22 protein-coding genes and 2 pseudogenes are annotated in these 21,933 nt (G+C 65.4%); 12 read left to right on the top strand and 12 right to left on the bottom strand.

Translation table 11 applies throughout. The annotated features are described in order from the left end of the window. Entirely contained in the window at positions 1 to 849 is an 849-nt protein-coding gene (locus ACX12F_RS25880; RefSeq protein ID WP_459367118.1) for a LysR family transcriptional regulator, read from the bottom strand. Positions 850 to 925: 76 nt separating this feature from the next. Between ACX12F_RS25880 and ACX12F_RS25875 the strand changes: the two genes are divergently transcribed. After that, positions 926 to 1,930: a bile acid:sodium symporter family protein gene (locus tag ACX12F_RS25875; RefSeq protein ID WP_459367117.1), complete on the top strand. Its 1,005-nt coding sequence runs from the start codon at positions 926 to 928 to the stop codon at positions 1,928 to 1,930. Between the two features lie 9 nt (positions 1,931 to 1,939). On the opposite strand, the gene ACX12F_RS25870 is transcribed toward ACX12F_RS25875, so the two are convergent. Then, positions 1,940 to 2,752: an amidohydrolase family protein gene (locus tag ACX12F_RS25870; protein WP_459367116.1), complete on the bottom strand. Its 813-nt coding sequence runs from the start codon at positions 2,750 to 2,752 to the stop codon at positions 1,940 to 1,942. A gap of 37 nt (positions 2,753 to 2,789) precedes the next feature. Here ACX12F_RS25870 and ACX12F_RS25865 point away from each other — a divergent pair, with 37 nt between their 5' ends. Beyond that, the gene (locus ACX12F_RS25865; protein WP_459367115.1) at positions 2,790 to 3,251 is read left to right on the top strand and encodes a MarR family winged helix-turn-helix transcriptional regulator; all 462 of its coding nucleotides are present in this window, start codon (positions 2,790 to 2,792) and stop codon (positions 3,249 to 3,251) included. A 57-nt stretch (positions 3,252 to 3,308) separates the two neighbouring features. On the opposite strand, the gene ACX12F_RS25860 is transcribed toward ACX12F_RS25865, so the two are convergent. Continuing rightward, positions 3,309 to 3,881 carry a hypothetical protein gene (locus tag ACX12F_RS25860; RefSeq protein ID WP_459370508.1) on the bottom strand — a complete coding sequence of 191 codons (573 nt, stop codon included), beginning with the start codon at positions 3,879 to 3,881 and terminating at the stop codon, positions 3,309 to 3,311. 22 nt (positions 3,882 to 3,903) lie between these two features. Next, a complete protein-coding gene (locus ACX12F_RS25855; RefSeq protein WP_459367114.1) occupies positions 3,904 to 4,974 on the bottom strand; it encodes a 2Fe-2S iron-sulfur cluster-binding protein in 1,071 nt (356 codons plus the stop codon). Positions 4,975 to 5,127: 153 nt separating this feature from the next. On the opposite strand from ACX12F_RS25855, the gene hsaA reads away from it, so the two are divergent. Genes hsaA through ACX12F_RS25835 form a run of 4 tightly spaced genes read left to right on the top strand, consistent with a single transcriptional unit; the run spans position 5,128 to position 9,169 of the window. Further along, complete coding sequence (hsaA, locus tag ACX12F_RS25850; RefSeq protein ID WP_459367113.1) at positions 5,128 to 6,318, top strand: 3-hydroxy-9,10-secoandrosta-1,3,5(10)-triene-9,17-dione monooxygenase oxygenase subunit; 1,191 nt, start codon at positions 5,128 to 5,130, stop codon at positions 6,316 to 6,318. A 13-nt stretch (positions 6,319 to 6,331) separates the two neighbouring features. Beyond that, positions 6,332 to 7,249, top strand: coding sequence for an iron-dependent extradiol dioxygenase HsaC (gene hsaC / locus ACX12F_RS25845; RefSeq protein WP_459367112.1), 918 nt, complete (start codon positions 6,332 to 6,334; stop codon positions 7,247 to 7,249). 11 nt (positions 7,250 to 7,260) lie between these two features. Next, on the top strand, positions 7,261 to 7,830 hold the full coding sequence (gene hsaB, locus ACX12F_RS25840; RefSeq protein WP_459367111.1) for a 3-hydroxy-9,10-secoandrosta-1,3,5(10)-triene-9,17-dione monooxygenase reductase subunit: 570 nt from the start codon (positions 7,261 to 7,263) through the stop codon (positions 7,828 to 7,830). A gap of 7 nt (positions 7,831 to 7,837) precedes the next feature. Beyond that, on the top strand, positions 7,838 to 9,169 hold the full coding sequence (locus ACX12F_RS25835) for an MFS transporter (protein ID WP_459367110.1): 1,332 nt from the start codon (positions 7,838 to 7,840) through the stop codon (positions 9,167 to 9,169). Position 9,170: 1 nt separating this feature from the next. On the opposite strand, the gene ACX12F_RS25830 is transcribed toward ACX12F_RS25835, so the two are convergent. From ACX12F_RS25830 to ACX12F_RS25805, 6 genes are read right to left on the bottom strand one after another with little or no spacing between them, the layout of a single operon-like run. Then, positions 9,171 to 9,986 carry an Abi-alpha family protein gene (locus tag ACX12F_RS25830; protein WP_459367109.1) on the bottom strand — a complete coding sequence of 272 codons (816 nt, stop codon included), beginning with the start codon at positions 9,984 to 9,986 and terminating at the stop codon, positions 9,171 to 9,173. Positions 9,987 to 10,046: 60 nt separating this feature from the next. Beyond that, complete coding sequence (locus tag ACX12F_RS25825) at positions 10,047 to 11,222, bottom strand: pyridoxal phosphate-dependent aminotransferase (protein WP_459367108.1); 1,176 nt, start codon at positions 11,220 to 11,222, stop codon at positions 10,047 to 10,049. A gap of 25 nt (positions 11,223 to 11,247) precedes the next feature. Next, entirely contained in the window at positions 11,248 to 12,186 is a 939-nt protein-coding gene (ipdE2, locus tag ACX12F_RS25820) for an acyl-CoA dehydrogenase IpdE2 (RefSeq protein ID WP_459367107.1), read from the bottom strand. A 2-nt stretch (positions 12,187 to 12,188) separates the two neighbouring features. Continuing rightward, a complete protein-coding gene (locus ACX12F_RS25815; protein ID WP_459367106.1) occupies positions 12,189 to 13,163 on the bottom strand; it encodes an acyl-CoA dehydrogenase family protein in 975 nt (324 codons plus the stop codon). Between the two features lie 14 nt (positions 13,164 to 13,177). After that, positions 13,178 to 14,302 carry an acyl-CoA dehydrogenase family protein gene (locus ACX12F_RS25810; protein ID WP_459367105.1) on the bottom strand — a complete coding sequence of 375 codons (1,125 nt, stop codon included), beginning with the start codon at positions 14,300 to 14,302 and terminating at the stop codon, positions 13,178 to 13,180. A gap of 8 nt (positions 14,303 to 14,310) precedes the next feature. Next, a complete protein-coding gene (locus tag ACX12F_RS25805) occupies positions 14,311 to 14,469 on the bottom strand; it encodes a hypothetical protein (protein ID WP_459370580.1) in 159 nt (52 codons plus the stop codon). Between the two features lie 48 nt (positions 14,470 to 14,517). Here ACX12F_RS25805 and ipdE1 point away from each other — a divergent pair, with 48 nt between their 5' ends. The 6 genes and pseudogenes from ipdE1 to ipdF (ACX12F_RS25775) all read left to right on the top strand — a co-directional run bounded on the left by ipdE1 (position 14,518) and on the right by ipdF (ACX12F_RS25775) (position 19,742). After that, the gene (gene ipdE1, locus ACX12F_RS25800; protein ID WP_459367104.1) at positions 14,518 to 15,666 is read left to right on the top strand and encodes an acyl-CoA dehydrogenase IpdE1; all 1,149 of its coding nucleotides are present in this window, start codon (positions 14,518 to 14,520) and stop codon (positions 15,664 to 15,666) included. Next, the gene (gene ipdF / locus ACX12F_RS25795; RefSeq protein WP_459367103.1) at positions 15,666 to 16,454 is read left to right on the top strand and encodes a (5R,7aS)-5-hydroxy-7a-methyl-1-oxo-2,3,5,6,7,7a-hexahydro-1H-indene-carboxyl-CoA reductase; all 789 of its coding nucleotides are present in this window, start codon (positions 15,666 to 15,668) and stop codon (positions 16,452 to 16,454) included. The genes ipdE1 and ipdF (ACX12F_RS25795) overlap by 1 nt, the downstream gene beginning before the upstream one ends. Before the next feature lie 64 nt (positions 16,455 to 16,518). Further along, positions 16,519 to 17,760 carry a CaiB/BaiF CoA transferase family protein gene (locus ACX12F_RS25790; RefSeq protein ID WP_459367102.1) on the top strand — a complete coding sequence of 414 codons (1,242 nt, stop codon included), beginning with the start codon at positions 16,519 to 16,521 and terminating at the stop codon, positions 17,758 to 17,760. 392 nt (positions 17,761 to 18,152) lie between these two features. Then, a pseudogene (locus tag ACX12F_RS25785) lies at positions 18,153 to 18,703 on the top strand (TetR/AcrR family transcriptional regulator). A gap of 65 nt (positions 18,704 to 18,768) precedes the next feature. Then, a pseudogene (locus ACX12F_RS25780) lies at positions 18,769 to 18,954 on the top strand (acyl-CoA dehydrogenase family protein); the annotation flags it as partial. Then, entirely contained in the window at positions 18,954 to 19,742 is a 789-nt protein-coding gene (gene ipdF / locus ACX12F_RS25775) for a (5R,7aS)-5-hydroxy-7a-methyl-1-oxo-2,3,5,6,7,7a-hexahydro-1H-indene-carboxyl-CoA reductase (RefSeq protein ID WP_459367101.1), read from the top strand. The pseudogene ACX12F_RS25780 and the gene ipdF (ACX12F_RS25775), both read left to right, overlap by 1 nt. A gap of 60 nt (positions 19,743 to 19,802) precedes the next feature. Here the strand turns inward: ipdF (ACX12F_RS25775) and ACX12F_RS25770 are convergent, their stop codons facing one another. Further along, on the bottom strand, positions 19,803 to 20,411 hold the full coding sequence (locus ACX12F_RS25770; protein ID WP_459367100.1) for a hypothetical protein: 609 nt from the start codon (positions 20,409 to 20,411) through the stop codon (positions 19,803 to 19,805). Next, complete coding sequence (locus ACX12F_RS25765; protein ID WP_459367099.1) at positions 20,408 to 21,931, bottom strand: putative alpha/beta hydrolase; 1,524 nt, start codon at positions 21,929 to 21,931, stop codon at positions 20,408 to 20,410. Before ACX12F_RS25765 ends, ACX12F_RS25770 begins: the two co-directional genes overlap by 4 nt. Between the last annotated feature and the right edge of the window lie 2 nt (positions 21,932 to 21,933).

The following is a 21,933-nucleotide window of genomic DNA, read 5'->3' as shown; positions in this document are numbered from 1 at the left end:
TCACCGCCGCATGCGGTGTGCGCCGGCGACGATGGCGTCGTGCAGCGCGACCTCGGCTTCGGAGGGTGTGGTGCGTCGGCGTAGCAGGACGAATTCCAGGTGCCCCAGGTTCGGTAGCCTGGCGTCATTGATCGGCTGCAGACCTTGCGGCAGAACGGATTCGGAATGCGCGATGATGCCGAGTCCGGCAAGCGCCGCGGCCTGTAGGCCGAGCAAGCTATCGCTGACGCACGCGATGCGCCAGCTGCGGCGCTCGCGTTCCAGTTCGCGTAGGGCGATGTGCCGGGTCAGGCTCGGCGGTGGATAGGTCACGATCGGTACCGGGTCGGTGACGTCGGTCAGGCCCGGTCGGCCGGCCCAGACGAGGCGGTCTCGCCACAACAGTTCGCCGTGTTGTTCGCCGGGCAGCCGTTTGGCGACCATGAGGTCCAATTCGCCTGCGGCCATTCGGTTCTTGAGGTTCTCGCTCAGGCCCACCACCAGTTCCAGGTCGACGCCGGGATAGGACTGCCGGAACTCGACCAGCACGTCGGAGAGCATCCGGCCCACCAGATCGTCGGAGGCGCCGAGGCGGATCAGGCCCGTGGGTTGTGATTCGGAGAAGTACCGGTCGGCCTTGGCTTGTGCGTCCAGGATGTCGTGCGCGAAGCCGACCATTGCCGCGCCGTCGGCGGTGAGGGCCAGATTGCGGGTATCGCGCCGAAACAACTCGCGGCCCACGGCCTGTTCCAGACGGGCGATGTGGCCGCTCACCGTTGACTGGCGGAGCCCCAGGAGCCGCCCAGCCGCGGTGAATCCGCCGGCCCGCTCGACCGCAAGGAAGGTGCGCAGCAACTCGGGATCCAGCATTTAATCACGATATCCGTTTATAGATATCGAATCTATCGGCTGGAGAAATGAGTTGCGGTAGCAGTACGTTTGTCCGGTGAATCTGCTCGCCAAGCTCCGTATCGACGGCTTCCTCCTCGGGCTGTTCGCCGCGATGTCCGTCGGTGTGCTGCTTCCGGCCCGCGGCGACGCCGGCGCGGCCGTCGAGACCGCGACCAAGGTTGCGATCGCCGTGTTGTTCCTGCTGTACGGCACCCGGCTGGAGCCGCGCGAGGCGCTCGAAGGGCTCAAGCACTGGCGGCTGCACACCACGGTGCTGGCCGCGACGTTCGTGCTGTTCCCGCTGCTCGGACTGGCGATGAAGATGCTGGTGCCGTCGGTCCTGACCGACGATCTCTACACCGGAATGCTGTATCTGTGCCTGCTGCCGTCGACGGTGCAGTCGTCCATCGCGTTCACCTCGATCGCTCGGGGCAACGTCGCGGCGGCCGTCGTGAGCGCGTCGGCGTCGAACCTGTTGGGCATCTTCCTCACCCCGCTGTTGGTGACGTTGTTGATGCAGACCACCGGCGCCGCCACGGTTTCGGCGAACTCGATCCTGGAGATCGTGGTGCAACTGCTGCTGCCGTTCGTCGCCGGTCAGCTGCTGCGGTCCAAGCTGCACCGCGTGTTGTCCCACACCACGCTCACCAAAGTCGTCGACCGCGGCTCGGTCTACCTCGTCGTGTATGCGGCGTTCAGCGCCGGTATGGCCGAACACATCTGGACGGGAATGAAGGTCACCGACGTGCTCGCGGTGATCGCCGTCAGCGTGGTGCTGCTGGCGGTGGTGCTCGGCACCACGGCAGGGGTGGCACGGCTGTTGAAGTTCGACCGTGCCGACCGCATCGTGATCATCTTCTGCGGATCGAAGAAGAGCCTCGCGACCGGATTGCCCATGGCGACCGTGCTGTTCGCCGGTCACCCCGTGGGTCTGATCGTGTTGCCGCTGATGATCTTCCATCAGATTCAGCTGATCACGTGCGCGATGCTGGCCGGGCGCTGGGGACGGCAGGCCGCCGCCGAAACCGAGCGGCGAGAACTCGCGGTCGCGCAGAGCTGAACCTGCGCGTCACACCCCGAAAACCCGGGCCGCGTTGCTGCCGAGATAGAGGTCGCGGGCCTCATCGTCGAGGCCGAGCTCGTCCAGCCGTTCCAGGCAGCGCTGCGCGGACAGCATCGGCCAGTTGGTCCCGAAAAGCACTCGGGTGCGGCCGGATCCGCGTAGATAGTCCACCAGCGCCGGGGGTAGCCGATGCACGGCGTAAGCCGAGGTGTCGAGGTAGAAGTTCGGAAACTTCTTGGCCAGGAACAGGACTTCGTCCATCCACGGTGCGCCGACATGGCCACCGATGACCACCAGTTCGGGGAATTCGAGAAGCACCGTCTCGAGGTAGGGGATCGGCCGGCCAGGCTCGGAAGGACACAGTGGACCGGTGTGCCCGATCTGTGTGCAGAACGGGATACCCAGTTCGGCGCAGGTCTGGAGCAATGGGTAGTAGCGCCGGTCATTCGGCGGCAGGTTCCACAGCCATGGGACGACGCGCAGCGCCACCATGCCCAGATCGGTGACCGCACGGCGTAATTCGCGAACGGCCTCGACCGGTCGATTCAGATCCACGGAGGCGACGCCGGCGAACCGGTCCGGGTGTGCCCGGACGTGCGCCGCCGTCTCGTCGTTGTCGATCAGTGCGCCATAGGGGCCGACCCACGCGCACAACAGCGACTTCTCGACACCCGCGTCATCCATCGCCTTCAGCGTGACGTCGATGGGTAGCGCAGGCAGGTCGTCTTGGCGGGTCCAGCGCAGCAGCGGCCGCAGCCATGGCTGGCGCATGAACAACTCGTTCGGCTGCTGGGCCCACGCGTCGATCACTCGTGTCATATCCCAATTACTTCACTAGTGAAGTAATAATGCAAGAGTGGTTTCGAAGAACAGGTCGCCGGCGGGCCGCCGGCGCGCGTATTTCCATCTGCAGACGGTGGCGCAGCGGCTGCGCACCACCGCCGACCGGTTGTTCCTCGAAGCGGCAGGCATTTCGACGGCACAGGCCGCGGCGCTGACACTGATCGTGAGTAATGCCGGATGCCGTCAGTCGCTCATCGCGGCGCAGCTCGGCCAGCGCGAGTCCGCGGTCACGGCGATGGTCGGGCGCCTCGAGAAGGCCGGGTTCGTCGAGCGCAGGACGAGCGAGAGCGACGGTCGCGCCTGGGAGTTATGGCCGACCGAATTCGGGACCGACGCGCTCCGACGCCTCGATGCCGCGCTGGCGACCGTCAATGGGTACGTCGATCAAGCCATCGGCGCGGACGGCATGAACGAATTCGTCGACGCGTTGCAGCGCCTGGGGGATCTGCTGGACGCGGCAGATCGTCGAAACTGAACGTGACGGCCAAGAAATCGCGAAAGTTCGCGATGTCCTTCACGTTCGGCAGCAGGATCAGTAGTGAGTCGTTGCGCAGGCCGTCGGCGTCGTGAGGTTCACGCCGGGGTAGGTGACCTGAATATCCGCGCACGCAATGAAATTGGCTTCGGTATTCGGTCGGCCGGTCCGCACGTCGAGCGTCTGCGAGGTGCCGTCGACCAGGAACTCTTCGAACGAGCCGCCGCCGTTGAAGGTGACCGACACCAGCGCGCTGTTCTGCGACTTGAGCTGCCGCGAGTTGACCGGCCCGTTCCACGAGCCGCGGTTGACGGGTGGCGCACCCGTCGGTGCGCTGTACGAGACATCTTGGTACACATCGCGATTGGAGCTGCGCAGCGTGATGTTCTCGCGCGCCCAGGTGCCGGGCGGCAGCGGCACCGGGTCGCCGCCGACCACCAGGTTGGAGGCGGTGTTGAACGTGCAGGTGGTGCCCGCACAGTTCGCAGTCACGTGGATCTGAATCTTGGTGCCGTCGTCGACAGGCACGAAAGCGTCGGCCGAATTGACCGCGGCAGCAGCCGTCACGGGGGACATGAGGGCGGTCGCGGTCAGCACAGCGGCCGCACTTGCTGCAGTAAGCCGGTTCACAGTCAAGAAACTAATCCGTTCGCTACTCGTCGTAGGTGACTTCGACGGAATCCGTCTTCGGCACCGCTTGGCAACCCAGGATGAGGCCCTCCTCGAGGTCGGACGGCTCCAACACGTCGTTGATCGCCATGTCGACGTCGCCCTTCTTCATCAGGACCGCACAGGCTCCGCAGTGTCCCTCGCGGCAGGAGAACGGTGCGTCCAGTCCCTTGTCGAGCAGCACGTCGAGCAGCACGGCATTGCGCGGCCACCGCAGCTCGTGCGTCTCACCGTCGAGCGTGACGATCGCGGTGGCCGGGCCCTCATCGCTGTCATCTTCGGCCAGTACGACAGCCGCGAACGGGTCGGAGTCCAGTGACTGGAACACCTCGAGGTGGACGTTCTCCCTGGCGGCGCCGGATTTGAGCAGCGCCTCTTCGGCGGCGGCCATGAACGGCCCCGGGCCGCAGATGAAGGTCTCGCGCTCGGCGTATGGCGCCAGCTGGGTGGCCAGGATGCTCGGGTTGGGCAGGCCCTGCACCGACTCCAGCCAGTGCACGACGGACAGCCGCTCGGGGTGCAGCGAGGTCAGCTCGCGCAGCGCCTTGCTGAAGATCACCGACTTCTCGTCGCGGTTGGCGTAGAACAGCGTCACCTTGCCGGTGCCCTCGGACAGGGCGGACTTGAGGATCGACAGCATCGGGGTGATGCCGCTACCGCCGGCGAGCAGTAGGAAGTCGGTGTCCAGGTTCTTGGGCACGAAGTTGCCGGACGGTGCCAGCACGTGGATCCGCATACCCACGTGCGCGTTGTCGCACAGCCAGTTGGACGCGTAGCCGTCCGCGGTGCGCTTGACCGCGACGGTCAGTGCCTCGTCGGCATACGGCGAGCTGCACAGCGAGTAACAACGGGCGACCGACCCGGTGCGGGTACTCGGGACACGCAGCGTCAGGAACTGACCGGGGGAGTACTTCAGCCGGTCGGGCGGGATCACAGGGTCGCCGGCGCCGTTCGGCGCCGCGAACACCAACACGCGCGCGTCCGCGGTCTCGGTGACGACGTCGGCCACCACAAGTTCCAGCACGTGGCTGCCCAGCGGCTCGTCCACACCCATCACCCTTCTTTCAATCCGGCCAGTGGTCGGTAACTAGAACAGGTTATAGATGGCCACTTTTGTGGGTCTACCTGCTGCAGGACTACCGTGCTCGACACAAATCGTAACGTGTTCTAATCTTCTGTCTAGACGACCACTCTCTGGAGGCAACCCGTGACGTCCATTGAACAACGCGACGTGCAGACCGTGCTGGCCGGTATTGACGACCTGTTGCCGGCGCTGCGTGAACGCGCACAGTTAACCGAGGACCTGCGCCAGGTGCCGCAGGAGTCTATCGACAGTCTGAACGAGATCGGCTTCTTCAAGCTGCTGCAGCCCGCCCAGTGGGACGGTCTGGAGGCTGACCCCACGCAGTTCTACGAGGCGGTCCGCCGCATCGCCAGCGCCTGCGGCTCCACCGGTTGGGTCGCTTCGATCATCGGCGTCCACAACTGGCACCTGGCCCTGTTCGATCAGCGGGCACAGGAAGACGTCTGGGGCGACGACGCCAGCGTTCGCATCTCGTCGTCCTACGCTCCGATGGGCGCGGGCGTCGTGACGGAGACCGGCGACGGCTACATCGTCAACGGCGCGTGGAACTGGTCCTCCGGCTCGGAGCACGCCACCTGGGCGTTCCTCGGTGGCCCCGTGATCAAGGACGGTCGCCCGGTCGACTTCGGCAGCTTCCTGATCCCGCGCACCGAATACACCATCGACGATGTGTGGAACGTGGTCGGCCTGCGTGGCACCGGCAGCAACACCATCGTGGTCAAGGACGTGTTCGTGCCGCGGCACCGCTTCCTGTCCTACAAGTCGATGAACGACGGCACCGCCGGCGGCTACCTCACCAACACCGCCCCGGTCTACAAGATGCCGTGGGGCACCGTGCACCCCACCACCATCTCGGCACCGATCGTCGGTATGGCGTACGGCGCCTACGAGGCGCACGTCGAGCACCAGGGCAAGCGGGTCCGTGCCGCGTTCGCCGGTGAGAAGTCCAAGGACGACCCGTTCGCCAAGGTCCGCATCGCCGAGGCTGCCAGCGACATCGACGCCGCCTGGCGTCAGCTGATCGGCAATGTCGGAGACGAGTACGCACTGCTGGTCGCAGGCAAGGAGATCCCGTTCGAGCTGCGGGCCCGCGCCCGTCGTGACCAGGTGCGCGCCACCGGTCGCGCCATCGCGTCGGTCGACCGGCTCTTCGAGGCCGCCGGCGCCACCGCCCTGGCCAACGGCACTCCGCTGCAGCGCTTCTGGCGTGACGCCCACGCCGGTCGCGTGCACGCTGCCAACGAGCCCGAGCGCGCCTACCTGATCTTCGGCAACAACGAATTCGGTCTGCCGCCCGCAGACACCATGGTCTAGGAACTATCGAGCAATGACTGTGACAACAGAAGCGTCGATCAAGGCCCTCGGCTACATGCGCATCGAGGCCACCGATGTGGCGGCCTGGCGCGAGTTCGGGCTCAAGGTGCTCGGCATGATGGAAGGCGAAGGCACCAACCCTGACGCGCTCTACCTGCGGATGGACGACGTCGCGGCTCGCCTGGTGATCGTGCCGGGTGAGAAGGACCGGCTGCTGGCCCCGGGCTGGGAGGTCGCCGATGCGCCTGCCCTCGAGCAGGTGAAGGAAAGCCTGACCGCCCACGGTGTCGCGTTCACCGAAGGCACCAAGGACGAGCTGCTCGACCGCAAGGTCGAGGGCATGATCAGCTTCCAGGATCCGGCCGGCAACACGCTCGAGGTGTTCTACGGCATCCAGTACCTGGGTCGTCGCTTCGTCAGCCCTTACGGCCACAAGTTCGTCACCGCTGAGCAGGGTCTCGGTCACGTCGTCCTGACCTGTGACGACGATGCCGCGGCGCAGGCGTTCTACCAGGACGTCCTGGGCTTCCGGCTGCGTGACTCGATGCGGCTGCCTCCGCAGATCGCGGGCCGTCCGGCCGATGGCGATCCGGTGTGGCTGCGCTTCTACGGCTGCAACCCGCGGCACCACGCGCTGGCGTTCATGCCGATGCCCAACCCGACGGGCATCGTGCACCTCATGGTCGAGGTGGAGAACTCCGACGACGTCGGCCTCTGCCTGGACCGCGCCAACCGTAAGAAGGTCAAGATGTCGGCCACCCTCGGCCGGCACATCAACGACAAGATGCTGTCCTTCTACATGAAGACGCCGGGTGGCTTCGACATGGAATTCGGTTGCGAGGGACTGGAAGTCGAGGACGAGAACTGGATCGCCCGCGAGAGCGTCGGCATCAGTCTCTGGGGCCACGATTTCAGCGTCGGGTTCAAGTAGGCGCGCGCGGCATGACCCAGACACCGCAGATCGACCCGCGCACATTCCGCAATGTGCTCGGTCAGTTCTGTACCGGCATCACCGTCATCACCACCGTGAATGACGGTGTGCCGGTAGGTTTCGCCTGCCAGTCGTTCGCCGCGCTGTCGCTGGACCCGCCGCTGGTCCTGTTCTGCCCGACGAAACACTCGCGGGCCTGGAAGGCCATCGAGGCCAGCGGCAAGTTCTGCGTCAACATGCTGCACGAGAACCAGCAGCACGTCTCGGCGCAGTTCGGCTCGAAAGCCGAGGACAAGTTCGCCGGTATCGATTGGCGCCCTTCGGAATTGGGTTCGCCGGTGCTCGACGGCACGCTTGCGCACATCGACTGCACGGTGCACTCGGTGCACGACGGCGGCGACCATTTCGTGGTGTTCGGTGCGGTGCAGTCGATGTCCGAACCTCAGGCCATGAAGCCGCGTCCGCTCTTGTTCTACCGCGGCGAGTACACCGGGATCGAGCCGGACAAGAACACCCCGGCGCACTGGCGCGATGATTTGGAAGCGTTCCTGACCACGGCGACCGAGGACACCTGGCTATAGTCGCGCCATGAGTGCGCCGATCCGGTCCGGATTGCGTCGGGTCGTCCTGGCTTCCATGGCCGGCACCGTCGTGGAGTGGTACGAGTTCTTCCTGTACGGCACCGCTGCCACGATCGTGTTCAGCAAGGTGTTCTTCGGGCAGAGCGGCAGTGACCTCGACGCCATCTTCGCGGCCTTCGTCACCTACGCGGTGGGCTTCGTGGCACGCCCGCTCGGTGGTGTGGTGTTCGGCCACTTCGGCGACAAGTTCGGCCGCAAGACGCTGCTGCAGTTCTCGCTGCTGCTGGTCGGCGCATCCACCTTCCTGATGGGCTGCCTGCCCACTTATGGCCAGATCGGCTACTGGGCTCCGGCCCTGCTGGTGGTGCTGCGGTTCATCCAGGGCTTCGCGGTCGGCGGCGAATGGGGCGGCGCCGTGCTCCTGGTCGCCGAGCACAGTCCCGCGCCGAGCCGCGGATTCTGGTCCAGCTGGCCGCAGGCCGGGGTGCCGGTGGGCAACATCCTGGCCACCGTCGTGCTCCTCACGTTGACCGGGACGTTGCCCGAGTCGGCGTTCCTGTCCTGGGGCTGGCGGGTGGCGTTCTGGCTGTCGGCGGTGGTGGTTCTGGTCGGTTACTACATCCGGGCCAAGGTCACTGATGCCCCCATTTTCGTTGCCGCGCAACAGGAAGCGGAACAGATGAAGGCATCGTCGCTGAGCGTCATCCAGGTGCTCCGGTACTACCCGGGCAAGGTGCTGACCGCCATGGGGCTGCGGTTCGCCGAGAACATCATGTACTACCTGGTGGTGACGTTCTCGATCACTTACCTGAAAGTGCATGCGGGCGTGAGCACTTCGCTGATCCTGTGGTATCTGCTGGTGGCCCACGCCGTGCACCTGGTGGTAATACCGTTGGTGGGCAAGCTTTCTGACCGCATCGGCCGCCGGCCCGTCTACCTGATCGGGACGCTGCTCACCGCCGTCTGGGGCTTCGTGGCGTTCCCGATGATGGACAGCAAGCACTACTTCGTCATCATGAGCGCAATCACCGCCGGCCTGGTGGCGCACGCGTTCATGTACGCGCCGCAACCCGCTCTGATGTCGGAGATGTTCCCGACCCGCATGCGCTATTCCGGTGTGTCCCTTGGCTATCAGGTGACGGCGATCTTCGCCGGATCACTCGCGCCGATCATCGCGGTGCGGTTGCTGAAGGACTACCACTCGTCGGTGCCGATCGCGATCTATCTGGCCGGGGCCTGCGTGGTGACGCTGGTGGCGTTGGCGTTCGCGCACGAGACCAAGGGGATCGACCTGGCCGACGTGGATCGCGCGGACAGTGAGCGCGCCCTGGTCGGGTGAGTCAGGACTCGTCCTGCATCGCCGCTTCCCACAGCCCGCGGCCCAGTTCCGAGAGCTGCAGCGCAAGCTTCTCGACGCGTGCCGGAAAGGGGCCCCGTGATGCGTCCTTGATGGCCTTCAACACCATCGACTCGGCGCTGAGGATCTCGTAGTCGGCCTTCAGGTCCGGGTCTTCGGGGACGGTCTCGACCAACCCGAGGGCCAGCAGGTGGCTGACGTACTGCGGCACCATCTGCGGCAGCGCGACGTTGGCGGTGCGGCCGATGAGGCACGCGTTCTCCAGGGTCGCGACGCTGCGGTTCCGCGGGTAGATGTTCACCAGCGGTGACGACTCGTTGTCGGACAGCGCACCGATGATGCGGGCCTCGTCGGCGACCAGCTGATCGAGCAGCCGGTGGTAGAGCTCGGTGCGGCCATCGGCGGTGCTCTGGTCGAGGGCGCGGTCGAGCAATCCGCCGAGCTTGCCGTGCAGGGACTGCGCGGCGGGCTGTTTCTGCTGTTTCTGCGGTGCCGGAGCGGGCGTGCGCTCGGGGGCCATCTCGATGGCTTCGACGGTGGTCTTGGTGGCGATCGCAATCTGCTCGCCACCCCAGGCGGCCAGCTTGAAACCGAACTTGGCGACGCCGAGGGCGCGGTTGGCCAGGCCGAGCGGGTCGAATCGCTTCGGGATCGCCAAACCCCCGCGCGGCGTCGAGATCGCGATGGCGATCTCACCGATGGGCGTGGACACCTTGATGCCGTGTCGTTCGAGGCCCTCGCGATTCACCGGTAAGTCGTCGGTAACTTCCGGTTCGGGGTTGTCGGTTTCCTGGGACATTGCGGACCGATGGTACCGGCCTGCTCCTTGATGTTGCCGTTTGTGTGGCAAACGCGACAGCTACCCCTGCCGGTAGGCGGCGAGCCAGGGGCCCAGCCGGCGCAGCGCTTCTTCGATGTCGGACTTCGGCCCGGCGAACGACAACCGCACGAACGATCCGCCGTGCTGGGTGTCGAAATCCACGCCGGGGGCGATCGCCAGACCGGTGTCGGCCAGGAGCTCCTCGCAGAACGTGAGCGAGTCCGTCGAGTACTTCGAGATGTCGGCGTACACGTAGAACGCACCATCGGCGGGTGCGAGTTTGTCGAGCCCCACCTCGGCCAGTCCGGTGAGCAGCAGCGACCGGTTCTCCGCATAGTGATGCACAAGTGAATCGGCTTCGGCGATGGCCTCAGGCGTGAACGCCGCGACGGCCGCGTACTGCGGCAGCGTCGGTGGGCAGATGGAGAAGTTGCCGGTCAGGCAATCGATGGCCCGGCGCAGCGGCTCGGGCACCAGCAGCCAGCCCAGCCGCCATCCGGTCATGGCGAAGTACTTCGAAAAGCTGTTCACCACAATGGCGTTGCGCGAGGTCTCCCAGGCGCAGCTGGTCGCGGGCGCCTCGTCGTAGACGAGGCCGTGGTAGAGCTCGTCGCTGATCAGCTGCACGGAGTTGTCGTCGCACCAGGTGGCGATGGCGGCCAGCTCCTCGGCCGGCAGCACGGTGCCGGTCGGGTTGTTCGGGCTGGCGATGATCAAGCCCTTCACCGGCGGGTCCAGTTGTTCCAACATGGAAATGGTTGGGTGGAAGCGGGTTTCGGGTCCGCACGGCACCTCGACGACCTCGCAGCCCAAGGCCGACAGAATGTTCCGGTAACAGGGATAGCCCGGGCTGGCGACGGCGACGCGGTCGCCGATGTCGAAGCACGACAGGAATGCCAGCAGGAAGCCGCCGGTGGATCCGGTGGTGATGACGACCGCGTCCGGCTCGACCTCGACGCCGTACCGGTCGAGGTACGACTTGGCGATGGCCTCACGCAGCTCAGGGATGCCGAGCGCGACGGTGTATCCGAGATTGTCGCCCGCCAGCGCCTCGGCGGCCGCCGCGCGGATGGGCGCCGGTGCCTGTGCGGCGGGTTGTCCCGCCGACAGGTTCACCAGGTCGCCGTGGCTGCGCTGGCGCTCGGCCGCGGCCAGCCACACGTCCATCACATAGAACGGTGGGATTCCCGCGCGCAGCGCTACCGGATTGGTCATGCTGTGACGTTAGACGAGGTAGAAGTCAGCCCAGCACTTCGGCTTCGAGGCGACGCAGGTGCTCCCGCGACGACCCGAGCAGCTGCGCACTGCCGTGCGCCCGCTTGAAGTAGAACTGGATGTCGCTCTCCCAGGTGATGGCGATGCCGCCGTGCATCTGGATCGCTTCGCCGGCAACGGCATTGAACGCCTCGGTGGCCATGTACCGGGCCAGCGACGCATTCGTGGGAGTCGGGTCGGCGATGGCGTCGTCGACGATCGAGCGGGCGGCCGACACCTTGACGTACAGGTCCGACATCCGGTGCTTGAGGGCCTGGAAGCTGCCGATCGGCCGGCCGAACTGCACGCGGTCCTTGGAGTAGGCGACGGTCAGGTCCAGGCAGCGGCTCGCGGCGGCCACCTGCTCGACCGCCATCAGGATGGCCGCGGTGTCGGCCAAGCCGGGGTCGGTGCCGAGAGCGGTGGCGCTGCCCGGGCTGACCGCGGCGAGCCGACGGGTCGGGTCCATGGCGGAGGCCGGGGTCACGGTGTTGTCGGTCCAGCGGCTCAGCTGGCCGTCCTGCACCGCGATGACCACGTCGGCGACGTCGCCGTTGATGACGTAGCCGGCGTCGAAAACGACGGTGCCGATGGAGGTTCCCTCGGCCAGGCCTTCCAGTGCCTCTTCCTCGCCGACGGCGAGCAGGGCCAGTTCGGCCAGTGTGGTGCCGAGCAGCGGCGTCGGGACCAGACCCTTGGCCAGCTCTTCGAGAACGACTGCGGCGTCGCCCAATTCGCCACCGGCGCCGCCGAGTTCTTCGGGCACGACCAGCGCCGCGGCGCCGACCTGCTCGCACAGCATCTGCCAGAGCTTCTCGTCGTAGCCCTTCTCGGACTCGATGGCGGCCCGCACGGCCTCAGGGCCCGCATGCTTCTCGACCAGCGCTGCGACGGTGGCGCGCAGCATCTCCCGTTCTTCGCTCACAGTCACAGTCCTTCCAGAACGCGGGTACGGTGCCACGCCGAGTCGCCCCACGCCGAGCGCAGCGCCTGTGTGCGCAGCAGCAACAGGGACAGGTCGTGTTCCTGGGTGAAACCGATGGCGCCGTGGGTCTGCAGCGACGAGCGGGCCGCCAACAGCGCGGCCTCGCCCGCGGCCACCTTGGCGGCGCTGACGTCGCGGGCCAGCGTCGGCGAACCGTCGGCAAGGGCCAGGGCGGCGCCGTAGACCAGCGGGCGGGCCAGCTCGACGGCGATGTGCACGTCGGCCAGCTTGTGCTTGATGGCCTGGTAGGAGCCGATCACGGTGCCGAACTGGGTGCGCTGCTTGGCATACGCGACAGCCATGTCGAGCATCGCCTGGCCGGCGCCGACCAGCTGCGCCGCGGTGGCCAGCGCGCCGAACTCGAAAGCCTTTGCGGTGTCGGCTGGTTGAGCCTCGCCGGTGGCGGTGACGTCGAACAGATGACGGGCCGGGTCGACGGACTGGTGCTGAGCGCCGATAGTGGCGTCCTGCACCTGACCTTCACCGGCCAGCAGGATCAGACCGGCGGTGTCGGCGTCGACGGCCCGCGGGGCCAGCGGCGGCAGGGCGACGGTGGCGATGAGCTCACCGGAAGCCAATTCTGCGGACCGCTTAGCTCCGGCTTCTGATGCCAGCAGCACAGGAGCCACCGCGATCGATTCGGTGACCGGACCCGGCACGGCCCAGTAGCCCAGACGCTCAAGGGCGACAACCAGATCCACCGGGTGTGCGCCGATGCCGTCGAACTCTTCCGGCACGTTCAGCGCGGTGACGCCCAGCTCAGCCAGGGTTGACCAGATCTTCCGGCCGGGAGCGGCGTCGGCCGCCTTCTCGACCCCGCCCCACGCCCGAACAGCGGCGGGCACGTCTGCCGCGCCCAGCGCGGCGTCGATGCTCGCAGCGAAATCGCGCTGCGACTCGTCCAATTCAAAGAACACGTGAACAATCCCTCTTATTTGCGGGGCAGGCCCAGCAGGCGCTCGGCGATGATGTTGCGCTGAATTTCGTTGGTACCGGCGTAGATCGGGCCGCCCAGGGCGAACAGCAATCCTTCGGTCCAGTGGTCGTACAGCTCGGCGTCGGCGCCGCGCAGGTCCAGTGCGGTCTGGTGCAGGGCGACGTCCAGGTCGGACCAGAACACCTTGGTCACCGAGGACTCGGCGCCCAGTTCGCCACCATTGGCGAGCCGGGTGACGGTGCCGAAGGTGTGCAGGCGGTAGGCCTGGGCCTTGATCCAGGCGTCGGCGACGCGCTCGGCGTAGGCCGGGTTCTGGTCGACCTTCCATTGCGCGACAAGGCGTTCGGCCGGGGCGACGAAGCGGGCCGGGCTGCGCAGGGACATGCCGCGCTCGTTGCTCGAGGTGCTCATGGCGGCGGTCCAGCCGCCATGCACCTGACCGATGACGTCCTCGTCGGGGACGAACACGTCGTCGAGGAAGATTTCACCGAAGCCGGTTTCACCGCCCAGTTGGGCGATGGGGCGGACCGTGATGCCCGGCGCCGTCAGGTCGAACATGAAGTAGGTGAGACCCTTGTGCCGCTGGGCTTGCGGGTCGGAGCGGAACAGACCGAAGCCGCGCTCGCCGAACGGGGCGCGCGAGCTCCAGATCTTCTGGCCGTTGAGCTTCCAGCCGCCGTCGACCTTGGTCGCGGTCGAGCGCAGGGAAGCCAGGTCGCTGCCGGACTCGGGCTCGGACCAGGCCTGGGCCCAGATCTCTTCGCCGGAGGCCATTTTCGGCAGCACGCGCTGCAGTTGCTCCTTGGTGCCGTGCGCGAACAGGGTCGGCGCCAGCATCGCGGTGCCGTTGGCGGAGGCCCGGCCGGGGGCACCGGCTTTGAAGTACTCCTCCTCGTACACCACCCACTGCAGCATGGTGGCGTCGCGGCCGCCGTACTCCTTGGGCCACGCGATGACCGACAGGCCGGCGTCGAAAAGTACCTTGTCCCAGACCCGGTGCTGCTCGAAGCCCTCGAGGGTGTCGTACGACTTGGTGGGGAACTTGTCCTTGTTGGACGCCAAGAAGTCGCGGACCTCGGCCCGGAATTCTTCTGTCTCGTCGTCGAATGTCAGGTCCATCTATCGACTCATCTCATCTCTCGAAGCGAAGGCTTGACCACTTTTCCTCCAGGGTTGCGCGGCAGGGCGTCCAGGAACGCCACCGATCGCGGGGTCTTGAAGTTCGCCAGATGTTCTTTGGTGTAGGTATGCGGACCGGGCTGCTGGGTGCCGTCGGATCCACTCATCGGAACTCCCTCTAACAAAGCAAGTGCTTGGTAGGTTAGCCTACAAGGGTGATAGAGGTCCAGACGTTCCGGGCCGAGGTCCGGCAATGGCTTGCCGACAACCTCGTCGGTGAATTCGCAGCTCTCAAAGGCCTTGGTGGCCCCGGTCGTGAGCACGAGGCATACGAAGAACGACGCGCATGGAACCAGCATCTGGCCGCGGCGGGGCTGACCTGCCTGGGCTGGCCGGAGGAGCATGGTGGCCGCGGCCTGTCGGTCGCGCACCGCGTCGCCTTCTATGAGGAGTACGCCAAGGCGGACGCCCCGGACAAGGTCAACCACCTCGGTGAGGAACTGCTCGGGCCGACGCTCATCGCGTACGGCACCGAAGAACAGAAGAAGCGCTTCCTGCCGAACATTCTCAATGTCACCGAGCTGTGGGCCCAGGGTTACTCCGAGCCCGGTGCCGGTAGCGACCTTGCCAACGTGTCGACGTCGGCTGAGCTCGTCGGCGACGAGTGGTTGATCAACGGTCAGAAAGTTTGGACCTCGCTGGCGCACTGGGCGCAGTGGTGCTTCGTGGTGGCCCGCACCGAAAAGGGCTCCAAGCGTCACCACGGCCTCTCCTATCTGTTGGTGCCGCTGGACCAACCGGGCGTCGAGATCCGCCCGATCGTCCAGCTGACCGGCGACTCCGAGTTCAACGAGGTGTTCTTCGACGACGCCCGGACCGAGGCGTCGCTCGTCGTCGGCGAGCCCGGACAGGGCTGGGGCGTGGCGATGGCGACCCTGACCTTCGAGCGCGGGGTTTCCACGCTGGGGCAGCAGATCCGCTACAAGCGCGAGCTCGAGGGCCTGATCGGCGTGGCCAAGACCACCGGCGCCATCGATGATCCGCTGATCCGCCACAAGCTGACGGAGTCGTGGACCGGCCTGCGGGCCATGCGGTCCTATGCGATGGCGACCATGGACGTCGAGCAGCCCGGCCAGGACAACGTGTCAAAGCTGTTGTGGGCCAACTGGCATCGTGAACTCGGCGAGATCGCCATGGAGGTTCAGGGCATGGCCGGTTTGACGCTGCCGGGTGGCGAGTTCGACGAGTGGCAGCGGCTTTTCTTGTTCTCGCGTTCGGACACCATCTACGGCGGGTCGAACGAAATTCAGCGCAACATCATCGCCGAGCGCGTGCTCGGCCTACCCCGAGAGGCCAAGGGCTGATGGATCTGTCTGTAGCTCCCACCGAGGTTGAGGGTCACGGCCTGCTGAAGGGCAAGGTCGTCCTGGTCACGGCCGCCGCCGGCACCGGCATCGGCTCGTCGACCGCGCGTCGTGCGCTTCTCGAAGGTGCCGATGTTGTGGTGTCGGACTACCACGAGCGTCGTCTGAACGAGACCCGCGACCAGCTGGCCGCACTCGGCCTGGGCAAGGTCGAGGCCGTCGTCTGCGACGTGACCTCCACCGAGGCTGTCGACGACATGATCACCGCGGCCGTCGAGAAGATGGGCCGGCTGGACGTGCTGGTCAACAACGCCGGTCTGGGCGGGGAGACCCCTCTGGTTGACATGACTGACGACGAGTGGGACCGCGTCCTCAACGTCACCCTCAACTCGGTCATGCGCGCGACCCGCGCGGCGCTGCGGTACTTCCGTGGCGTCGAGCACGGCGGCGTGATCGTCAACAACGCCAGTGTCCTCGGCTGGCGTGCGCAACACTCGCAGTCGCACTACGCCGCCGCCAAGGCCGGGGTGATGGCCCTGACCCGTTGCAGCGCAATCGAAGCCGTCGAGTACGGGGTGCGGATCAACGCGGTGTCCCCGAGCATCGCGCGGCACAAGTTCCTGGAGAAGTCGGCCGATGCCGCGCTGCTGGACCGGCTGTCCTCCGACGAGGCATTCGGCCGTGCCGCCGAGCCGTGGGAAATCGCCACCACCATCGCGTATTTGGCCAGTGACTACTCCAGTTACCTGACCGGTGAGATCATTTCGGTGTCGAGCCAGCGGGCGTAGTTTTCATCCGGCCGCGAGGTTCGGATATATGCCCTTGCCCGCCTAATTGGAGTAGCAGGAGATCATGAGCACGACACAGCTTGCCCTGGAGGGTATCCGGGTCATCGACATGACCCGCGTCTTCGCCGGCCCGATCAGCGCGCAGATACTGGGCGACCTCGGCGCTGACGTCATCAAGGTGGAGCGACCGGGCAGCGGTGACGAAGGGCGCGGTTACGGTCTTGCCTCGGTCGAGGGCAAGGATGGCAAGGACCTTCGCCAGTCCGGCTTCTTCACCGCGTCGAACCGCAACAAGCGGTCGATCACGGTCAACCACTCCAAGCCGGAGGGGCAGGACATCCTGCGTGCCCTGGTCAAGACCGCGGACATCCTGATCGAGAATTACAAGGTCGGCGACCTCAAGCGGTTCGGGCTGGACTACGAGAGCCTGAAGGCGATCAATCCTCGCCTCATCTATTGCTCGATCACCGGCTTTGGTCAGACCGGGCCGATGGCGGCGCGCGCGGGCTACGACGGGTTGTTCCAGGCGAGCGGCGGCATGATGGCCGTGACCGGAATCCCCGAAGGCCAGCCCGGCGCGGGTCCGGTGAAGGCCGGTCCGAGCCTGGTCGATTTCGTGACCGGCCACAACAGCGCCATCGCGATCCTCGCCGCGCTGAACCATCGCAACAGCACGGGCGAGGGCCAGCACATCGACATGGCGCTGCTTGACAGTTCCGTGGCGATGATCTGCCACATCATGCAGGACTATCTCATCAACGGCGTCCAGGCGGAGCGGCTGGGCAATGGCGGCAACGGCGGCGGCCCCGCTGACCTCATCCATGCGAGCGACGGCATGACGTACATAACGGCCGGCAGCGACGCCCACTGGCGGCGTATGTCGGAGTTGATGGGCCAGCCCGAGCTCTACGACGACCCGCGCTTCGACACCAACGCCAAGCGGGCCAAGATCAATCGCGCGGAGTTGATCGACATCATCAACGTGTGGAGCCGGCAGTTCACGACGGAGGAGCTTCAGGCGAAGTTCGACAGCGTGGGCATCCCGGCCGCGCGCTATAACGATCTAGCGGAGGTCTGGGATGATCCGCAGGTGCAGCACCGGGGCCTGCGCGCCACGACTCCGCACATGTGGGCCGCCGCCGGATCGGTCGACCTGATCGGCAGCCCGCTGGCGGGCATGGGCGCGACGCCTGCGACGATCCGCCGCCCGCCGCCGCTGATCGGCGAGCACAACGCAGAGATACTGGGCGAACTGGGCTATGACGCGGCGCGGATCGCGAGCTTGCAGGAGCAGGCGATCATCTGATCGAGAGGGTCCGCCACCAGGTCAGGCTCGCGAGATCGCGATCCAGCCACACATGAAAATGCCCGCCTAATTGCGACAAGATCGTCGCATCCATTTCAAATCGTGCTGCGCGCAATCATAGGGCTCGAATCGAAGTGCCAGACGCTTTGCGCACCCCCATCTATCGGTCGCGGTCGAGAACCGCGCGCGTGACCTCGCCAGCCCTCAGGGCGGCGATCGCCTCAACGTGAGCGACCCAGGTGAGCACTCGATCTTTGTGTACGTAGTGGCCAAGTCAACACCGGCCCGACCCGCCCTAACAAGCGCTTGGTTGCTATGCTGCGGCCCTGCCGTCCGAATCGCCCGGCCAACCCGCGAGCAGGCGCGACGAGCTCCTTGAGCTCGCCGCGGCGATGTTCGCTGAGCGTGGCCTGAAGGCGACCACCGTTCGCGACATCGCCGACTCCGCGGGAATCCTGTCCGGAAGCCTCTACCACCACTTCAAGTCGAAGGAACAGATGGTCGAGGAGATCATGCTTGATTTCCTCGACTGGCTGTTCGCCAAGTACCAGCAGATCATCGACACCGAGTCCGACCCGATGGAACGGCTCAAGGGCTTGTTCATGGCGTCGTTCGATGCGATCGAGCACCGGCACGCGCAGGTCGTGATCTACCAGGACGAGGCGAAGCGACTCGGTTCCGCGCCGCAATTCGACTTCGTCGACGAGCGCAATCGACAACAGCGCAAGATGTGGGTCGACATTCTCACTGAGGGCATGGCACACGGGTTTTCCGTCCCTACCTCGATGTCGACCTGGTCTACCGGTTCATCCGTGACACCACCTGGGTATCGGTGCGGTGGCATCAGCCCGGTGGCCCACTGACCGCTGATCAGGTGGGCGAACAGTACTTGGCGATTGTGCTCGGGGAAATTACCGATCCGACCAAAAACGTTGGTACCTAACAAATTTCCCAGAAAGAGGAGTTGAGAATGGCTGCATCTGAGGCGTACGTCATCGACGCTGTGCGCTCGGTGAGATCGCCATGGAGGTTCAGGGCATGGCCGGTTTGACGCTGCCGGGTGGCGAGTTCGACGAGTGGCAGCGGCTTTTCTTGTTCTCGCGTTCGGACACCATCTACGGCGGGTCGAACGAAATTCAGCGCAACATCATCGCCGAGCGCGTGCTCGGCCTACCCCGAGAGGCCAAGGGCTGATGGATCTGTCTGTAGCTCCCACCGAGGTTGAGGGTCACGGCCTGCTCAAGGGCAAGGTCGTCCTCGTGACGGCCGCCGCCGGCACCGGCATCGGCTCGTCGACCGCGCGTCGTGCGCTTCTCGAAGGTGCCGATGTTGTGGTGTCGGACTACCACGAGCGTCGTCTGAGCGAGACCCGCGATCAGCTGGCCGCACTCGGCCTGGGCAAGGTCGAGGCCGTCGTCTGCGACGTGACGTCGACCGAAGCCGTCGACGCGCTGATCACCGCGGCCGTCGAAAAGATGGGCCGCCTGGACGTCCTGGTCAACAACGCCGGCCTCGGTGGCGAGACACCGCTGGTCGACATGACCGACGACGAGTGGGACCGCGTCCTGAACGTCACCCTGAACTCGGTGATGCGCGCGACCCGGGCGGCGCTGCGGTACTTCCGCGGCGTCGAGCACGGTGGTGTGATCGTCAACAACGCCAGTGTCCTGGGCTGGCGCGCCCAGCACTCGCAGTCGCACTACGCCGCCGCCAAGGCCGGGGTGATGGCCCTGACCCGTTGCAGCGCAATCGAAGCCGTCGAGTACGGGGTGCGGATCAACGCGGTGTCCCCGAGCATCGCGCGGCACAAGTTCCTGGAGAAGTCGGCCGATGCCGCGCTGCTGGACCGGCTGTCCTCCGACGAGGCATTCGGCCGTGCCGCCGAGCCGTGGGAAATCGCCACCACCATCGCGTATTTGGCCAGTGACTACTCCAGTTACCTGACCGGTGAGATCATTTCGGTGTCGAGCCAGCGGGCTTAGGTATTCCCGCCGAAGGTGAGCTTGTGTGCGAGAAACTAGCGATTTGTCGCACACAAGAGCTCACGTTCGATGCGAGTGTCGTCCGTACGCTTCGTTTTTCGCGATGATTCGCCGGCTGCCGTAATACGCCCCTAGGTAGCAGATCGGGAACACGCCGAGCGTCATCAGGGAGACGAGCGCGAACTGGATGCGTTGACCTGCTGCAATTGGGTTGTGCAAGAACCGGTCTCGGTAGCCGAAGCTGATTCCGGCAGCAATCGCCACGCCCAGGGACACTGTCGTTTGGCCCGGTCCGCCTCTTCCGGTCATGAACGCGAGCACTGGGTACATGAAAACCGCGACTGCGAGCAGCAATTGCCACCACGCCTTTGGGGTGGTTACGCCAGCACCGTAGGGTTGAGTGCGATCGCTGTAGAAGGTACGGATCTTTCCGCGGATGTTCAGGAACGGAGTGTAGAGATATGCGGTAATGACTACGGCGGCGACGACACACGCGCCGCCGCCGAGCCCTGATCTCCAGCCGCGCGGTAAACCGATGAAAAAGGCCGAGATCGTTGTGACAGCGGCGCCAATCCAGAAGATGCGGGGGCTCGATTCGGAGGAGCGGAAGACGGCGAGCAACATCATGGCAAGCCCGACGAATGCTGGGACCAGGACCAGGTCGCTCATGGGGATCCGGCTATTGATTTGTACACATCACTCGTCCACTGCTCGCCGTAGTAGGCACCTATCGTGCCGAAAACAAATGCGCCGGCAAAAGCTCCTACTGGGCCGGCAGGCGCACCGAGCCAGGCCCCTAACTGGCCACCGGCATATGCAGCACCCATGCCGCCGGCGGTCTTGGCGACAACTTGCCCAGCTGGCATCCCGTGTTGCCACTCATATAGCCCCACTCCGACGTCCACCAAGTTGCCGACGACGCCGAGCTTGCCTCCGATTTTCTTCAGGGCTTCGACATCGCTAGATGAATAGGTTTTAACTGACTCGTTCCAATGGCTACCAGTTGGCAAGGAGTCGGCGGTCCGATCGAATGCTTCCTTCGCGCCCGAGATTGGTTTCCCGGCGAGTGACGCTCCCTCGACCAGCTCCTTTGGAATCTGGCCGTGCGACATGCCCGCAGCAGCTTGGGCTGCCCCTTGTGGTGACATGCCTGCCTGCTGAAGTTGCTCCTGCACTCGGGCGATGACCATCGTGCGGGCCTGTGCCTCGGATTGGTCCATGGCTGCAGTCGCTTGATCTGGTGTCAGACCAGGCTTGTCGAGCACACCGTGCTCCAGTTTCGACTGCAATTCCAAACGAGCGCGAGCGCGCGTGCGAGCGTCGCCGCCCAGTACCGGATCGGTCGGCAATGGACCCGCGGTTTGGGCCGTCGTGAAATCATCGAGTCGTTCGCTCGCGTAGCGCTTCGCTTCCGGCGTGGCATTTGGATTGGTGGCGGTTGCAAAGTCGCGCAGTCGGTTAGACGCGGCCTGCTTTTCAGGCGTCCACGCTCCGGGCGCATTTACGAGAGCTTCGTCGGCAGCACGTTGGCTGGCGCCGTACTTGTCGGGCGCTGACTGCACGGGCGCAGTGCCGATGCCATCGGCTCCCGTAGTGGGGTCGGCTGCGTAGCCTTCGGCGACCATCGCGGTCCGGGCCTTGCTGAGTTCGTCTGTGTAGGCCGTACGGATTGCCTTGGCTTCGTCGACTGCGGTCCGAGTGCGACTTTCCGCGGCACGCTTGAGATCCTCCCACTCCGCGTTCTTGCCTGCCCTGGACGCTTCCTCGATCCGCGCATCGATCTGAAGGTCGTAGGACTTCAGTGCGCCTTCCAAGAGAGATATCGAGGTGGCGGAGCTGCGCTGGGACTGCGCTAGTGCGGCAGCAATGCTCTCAAGGCTGACCGCGAGCTTAGAGATCTGCAATTTGCTGAGGTGGAGACTATCCGTAACGCGAACTACTTCGGCGGCGTCGTTGATCGGGTGACCGCCACCGTCCTGGCGGTCCCACGCTGATCCGAAGCGCTGTTTGGCGATAGTGAAATCATGTTCGGTCTCGGTAAGACATCCACTCGCATTTCTGAATGCGGTTGCCAACTCGTCAATTTCACCGGGCGCGCCGCTTTGGATGGCACTGTCCATTTGCCATGGGTCACCGCCGGCGGCACTGACCAATTCTTGGATGCTGAGGTGTTTTAGCTCAATCGACATGC

Source organism: Mycolicibacterium sp. HS_4_1 (genome assembly GCF_054515875.1).
The sequence above is the reverse complement of the archived record's forward strand: the minus strand, read 5'-3'. Positions and strand labels throughout refer to the sequence as shown.